The sequence below is a fragment of the Nocardia sp. bgisy134 genome (assembly GCF_057708325.1).
Window position 1 is genome coordinate 1 of record NZ_JBYIRW010000045.1, and the last position, 5,340, is coordinate 5,340.

The 5,340-nt window shown below is 66.8% G+C and carries 6 protein-coding genes; 5 read left to right on the plus strand and 1 reads right to left on the minus strand.

From position 1 onward, the window contains the following. Positions 1-71: 71 nt before the first annotated feature. The 3 genes from AC3ERS_RS36440 to AC3ERS_RS36450 all read left to right on the plus strand — a co-directional run bounded on the left by AC3ERS_RS36440 (position 72) and on the right by AC3ERS_RS36450 (position 2,598). Positions 72-593, plus strand: coding sequence for a hypothetical protein (locus AC3ERS_RS36440; RefSeq protein ID WP_431972709.1), 522 nt, complete (start codon positions 72-74; stop codon positions 591-593). 13 nt (positions 594-606) lie between these two features. Beyond that, positions 607-1,776: a zinc-dependent alcohol dehydrogenase gene (locus AC3ERS_RS36445; protein WP_431972710.1), complete on the plus strand. Its 1,170-nt coding sequence runs from the start codon at positions 607-609 to the stop codon at positions 1,774-1,776. Between the two features lie 288 nt (positions 1,777-2,064). Further along, on the plus strand, positions 2,065-2,598 hold the full coding sequence (locus AC3ERS_RS36450; protein ID WP_431972711.1) for an FHA domain-containing protein: 534 nt from the start codon (positions 2,065-2,067) through the stop codon (positions 2,596-2,598). Between the two features lie 80 nt (positions 2,599-2,678). On the opposite strand, the gene AC3ERS_RS36455 is transcribed toward AC3ERS_RS36450, so the two are convergent. Continuing rightward, complete coding sequence (locus AC3ERS_RS36455) at positions 2,679-3,341, minus strand: S1 family peptidase (RefSeq protein ID WP_431972712.1); 663 nt, start codon at positions 3,339-3,341, stop codon at positions 2,679-2,681. A gap of 923 nt (positions 3,342-4,264) precedes the next feature. On the opposite strand from AC3ERS_RS36455, the gene AC3ERS_RS36460 reads away from it, so the two are divergent. Continuing rightward, positions 4,265-4,699 (plus strand): nuclear transport factor 2 family protein, encoded by a 435-nt coding sequence (locus tag AC3ERS_RS36460; protein WP_431972713.1) that lies wholly within the window; start codon positions 4,265-4,267, stop codon positions 4,697-4,699. 106 nt (positions 4,700-4,805) lie between these two features. Next, on the plus strand, positions 4,806-5,291 hold the full coding sequence (locus AC3ERS_RS36465; RefSeq protein WP_431972714.1) for a tautomerase family protein: 486 nt from the start codon (positions 4,806-4,808) through the stop codon (positions 5,289-5,291). The last annotated feature ends 49 nt before the right edge of the window (positions 5,292-5,340 follow it).

The following is a 5,340-nucleotide window of genomic DNA, read 5'->3' on the forward strand; positions in this document are numbered from 1 at the left end:
AGGCGGTCGGGGAAGCGCACACGGGAGTCCGGCACCGAGGACGTGCCAGGAGACCGCTCGAAGGGACGTCCATGTACTACATCGACGCGGCCAAGGATCAACTGACCGACCTGGTCGGGAAACTGCGCGATGCGGCGAGCCGGACAGCGGGCGGGCAGACCGTGACGGTCGCCCGGCCACGCGCCGAGGTCGAGCGGTTCTGGCGCGATCCCGAGAACTTGTCTCGGGTGCTCGGCGATATCGGCGACGTCAGCGCGACCAGCCCGGCGGACTACGAGTGGACGCTACTGTACGGCGACGAGGGCGTGCTGACCTGGCAGACGATGTTGGTGACAGAGGAGGACGGCCTGCGGTTCGTCGACGTCGCCGAGGACGGCGCGGCGCGCGAGGACGGCCCCGAGATCGGGGTCTATTTCGCCGACGCGCCACGCGGCCTCGGCACCGAGGTGACGATCCGCGCCGCGGCGCCGCTGCCCGGTTTCCTGGCCGGGGCGGCGGCCTTCAAGGCGCTCTACCGGGCGCGCGCACTGATGCAGACCGGTGAGCTGCCCACTCTCGAACACGATCCCAGCACATGGGCGGCCGCCCGCTGACCGAGGAGGCGACATGCGCGCACTCTGCTGGAACGGTGTCGACGATCTGACGGTCGAAACGGTCGACGAGCCGACCCTGGTCAATCCACACGACGCCATCGTGCGGGTCCGGCTGACCACGACCTGCGGTTCGGACCTGCACGTCATCGACGGATACCTGCCGGGCATGCGCGAAGGCAGCGTGTTCGGTCACGAGTTCATGGGCGAGGTGGTGGAGATCGGCAGGGAGGTCCGCGCGCACGCGGTCGGCGAGCGCGTCGTCGTGCCGTCCTTCATCGGCTGCGGCGCGTGCTGGTACTGCGACAACGACCTGTACTCGCTGTGCGACACGACGAATCCGAATGCCGAAATGCAACAGCCGATGCTCGGCTACCCGACCGCGGGCAGGTACGGGTCCACCCACCCGTTCGGCGGCTATCAGGGCTCGCACGCGCAGTACGTCCGGGTGCCGTTCACGGACGTGAATTGCTTCGCCGTCCCCGAGGGCGTGAGCGACGAGCAGGCGCTGTTCCTGTCGGACGCGGTGCCGACCGGGTTCATGGGCGCCGACTTCTGCGACATCTCGCCGGGCGACACGGTCGCGGTGTGGGGGAGCGGCGGCGTGGGTCTGATGGCTGGGCACAGCGCGCGTCTGCTCGGTGCGGAACGGGTGGTCGTCATCGATCGGCTGCCCGAACGGCTCGCGTTGGCGCGCAAGGCATTCGATGCGGAGACGATCGACTGCACGGCCGTGGACAGCGTGCTGGAGGCGCTGCGCGAAGAGACCGGCGGACGCGGACCCGACGCATGCATCGACGCCGTCGGCATGGCGGGGCACGGCACGGGTCTGCACCGGATCTACGACCGTGCCAAACAGTTGCTGCGCCTGGAGACCGATCGCGCGACCCCGCTGCGCGAGGCGATTCTCGCCTGCCGCAAGGGCGGGATCGTCGCCGTGCTCGGCGTCCACGACATGATCGACAAGTTCCCGATGGGTGCGGTGACCACCAAGAATGTGACCATCCGCAGCGCGCAGCAGCACGGCCAGCGGTATGTGCCCCTGTTGTTCGACTACGTCCGGCGCGGTGAGCTCGACCCGACGTATCTGATCACCCACGACATGTCGCTCGAGGACTCCGTCCGCGGCTACGACCTGTTCAAGAACAGGCGCGAAGGCTGCGTACGAGCCGTCTTCCGCCCGTGAGCGTGCGGCACGCACGGGAGTTGCCGGAGCAGGATCCGACGATCGCGTGCAATTAGCCACGAGATAGCGCATTCTGTGTTATGGGTCGGGTGCTCGTAGTCATGACGTACTTCGGAACGGGAACTACGCATCATGTCCACGCCACACGGACAAAAGGCGCTGCGTAACGGGTCGTACTCAGCAGCGGACGCGCGTGCGCGGCCACAGCCGGACGGTTGTGCCACTCTGTCCCACCGGGACCGCCACGGGGGCCGGCGCGAGATTTCCCTCGATCACGGCGCGACCCGCATGACGATCGGGCGGTCGGACGCCGCCGACATCATCGTGACGGCCGACGCGACCGTTTCGCGTCTGCACGCCATCATCGAGCGAGTCGGCGGTTGCTGGGTCGTCATCGACAATGGGCTGTCGACGAACGGGACTTTCGTCAACGGCGAGCGCATCGGCGGATTTCGGAAGCTCGCGTCCGGCGATTCGATTCGCCTCGGGAAATCGGTATTCGTCTTCAACGACGGCCACCCGTCCGAAGACGAGAAAACGGTCGTCCAGGTCAGGCTGCCGACCCGGAATTCGCTGACCGACGCCCAGTATCTGATTCTCGAGGCGCTGTGTCGCCCTTACGACTCGGAGACCACGTTCACCTACCCCGCGTCGAACTGGCAGGTTGCCCATGATCTGTGCCTGAGCGTCGCCACGGTCAAAACCCACATGCGAGCCTTGTTCAAGATTTTCGACGTCGAAGCCCTGCCGCCGAATCAGAAGCGGGTATTCCTGGTCGAACGCGCCATCGAGAGCGGCGTGCTCGATCATCACGATCGGTAGGAGCAGGCAATTTCGGTGAGGTCCGTTCGCGGCCTCGGCGCCGCCGTCGGAGCGGCGACTCCTTTCGGTGCGGTGGCAGGTCAGATCGGGCGGAAGCCCGCGCCGACGCCACCGCGTCGGTCGATGTCCTCGATGATGGCGGCCATGTTCCCGCCCAGCTGCGGCCCGAGGCACGGCACGTACAGGTAGCCGTTGACCATGCCGACCAACGTCGTTCCGACCACCACCGGCCCGCCGGAGTCTCCGGGTAGGACACAGATCTGGGTCCAGGCCCAGTTGTTGGTCTGGAACACGTCGCCGTAGGCGAGTCCGCAGGTCTGGCCCGTGGTGTAGCCCTGCTTACAGGCGATGTCCGGGAACTGCGCAGGCCCGCCCACTGCGGTGATCGTCGTGTTGCCCACGCGATTCACAGGGACGACGCTGTCCGGGTCGAACACGATGACGGCGTAGTCCATCTCCGGGTTCGTGTAGGCGAAGGTGCCGACCACGCCCGCGTCCCGGTTGGCCTCGGCGGTGACCGAGGTGCCCGCCTCGCTGCAGTGACCCGCGGTGAGACCGACCAGCCGACCCGCGGCATCGTGCCCGATAGTGGTGAGCGTGCAGATGCCCTGGTCGCCGACGACGATGCCGGAGCCGCCGCCGAGCACCGCCGGGGCCGCGGCATGCGCGATGCCCAGTTGCGCCCCGGCCGGCATCAGGACTGCCGCCACCGCGAGGACGGCCACTTCGAGTTTCCTGAACATGTCCATCCCATCGCTGGAGCCGCAACGCTCCCGTGCGGCGCGAATGACGTCGGCACATTTCTCGCACAAGACCTCGCGGCGCGACGGCGTCAGGCCTTGTCGTTGTTCTTTCCCTGGTATCGAGTCCGGTCGGAGGTGCTGTATCGAATAGCACTTTTACTACAGGTCACCACGCCAACTGGTGTGTGACGCGCGGCGTTGTCGGCGCATTGTCGTGTTGCTGCTAGGTCATGCGAAGCAGATGCCCGTACCGAACGGGAAGATCGGCGGGACGAAGCAGACCCACCAGAGGAATGGGTTCCACCACAGAAGGGCCGGCTCGACCTGCGCGGGAACTTGGTCGGAGGCGGGCGCCACCTGAACGGGCACAGGAGGTTCGACGGCCGGGGCCGAGGTAGCAACGCCTGAGCCGAGGGCGATCATAGGTGCGAGCGCTACCGCTGCGACGGCTGCGCGCATTGTGGTTGATTTCATGATCTTTCCTTCAACTGAGCGCTTTCGGGACACCCTGGAAAGGCGTCCCGGAATGACACCATCAACTCTCCTCGTAGAGCGCGCGGAAGATCATCCACCCGCGGGTTGGAAATGCTCAGACCTCGGGTGGGCTCGCCCACCGGCCGCGCCCCGTTCGCCGCGCGACGGATCGCCCGCGACCCGACCGGCACAGGCCGCCCGGCCCCGTCGGCAACCCCGCACCGAGGCCCGAGGTCGCATGGGCGGGTGGAGTCGCGTCGCCACCGATGGGCATCGCGAGTGGCTGCCCGAACAGCGCTGTGTGCCATCCCGGTTCGGCGAAACCGCTGCCCGGCCTCGCGCCTGCGCAGCCTCGTGATGCGAGGAAAGTTCCTCTGGCCAAAGCGATCGTTAGACGATATGGTCTAGAACGTTGATAGCAAACTTATTGACTATGGAGGTCGAGTCGCATGTCCGCTGTGGACACCTTCCGCGCGGCCGTCGAAGCGCGTGATCTTCCGGCGTTGGAGCCGCTCTTCGCCGCCGACGCCCGCTTCTACAGCCCGATGAAGTTCACGCCTTTCGCTGGCCGCGCCGTCATACGAACTGTGTTCGGTGTGCTGCTCACGCAAGTTTTCGAGGACTTCCGGTACACCGGCGAACTCATCGGATCGGCCGAGACGGCAGCGGGAGTCGATGCCGAATCGCATCTGCTGGTCTTCCGGGCGGCCGTCGGCGACTTGCAGATCCAAGGGATCGATCTGATCCAGCTGGACGAGCAGGGTCTTATTCAAGAATTCACCGTGATGATCCGGCCGGGCAGCGCATTGGGCACCGTCTCGGACAAGGTCGTCGCCGGTCTCGTCGCGGAAGGGGTGCTGCCCGCTTCGGCGGGGGCGCGCTGACACGCGAATCTCGTAAGCCTCGGGTGAACCGAGGCGATCCTCGCCCGAGTTGCCATCCCCCGTCGCTGCTTCGGGCGGACCACATCCCAACCTTGGAGGTACTTTCATGCCCAATATCGACGCTTACATCCCCGCCGGCGCGCTGTCCCCTGACGCGGAGCGGGCGCTCATCGCGACCGTCACCGATATCGTCCTTCGTCACGAGGGCGCCGACCCGGCCAACCCGCTCGTGCGGTCCATCGCATGGCTGGCCCTGCACCGGCCTGAAATGTATGTCGCAGGCGAACCGGCCACGGACGCACCGCGTTACCGGTTCTATACGGCCGCGCCCGAAGGTCAATTCGACGACGAACGACGCCGCGCGATGGTCGCCGAGATCACCGAAGCGGTGCTGGACGCCGAAGCGGGCGCTTATCCCCATGATCCGCAACGCGTCTGGGTGTTCACGCCCGACATCCCGGAGGGCACATGGGGGGCGGGCGGCCAGGTGGTGCGCCTCGCCGACATCCTGTCGTTCGCCGTCGGGGATGCCGACCTCGGCCGCAAGCTGGCGGAGAAGGCGCTGGCCAGGAGCCGGAACGCGAACGTCTGAGTCGCTCGGCCCGACCATGACAGTAGGGGCGTCTGATTCCGGTACGCCC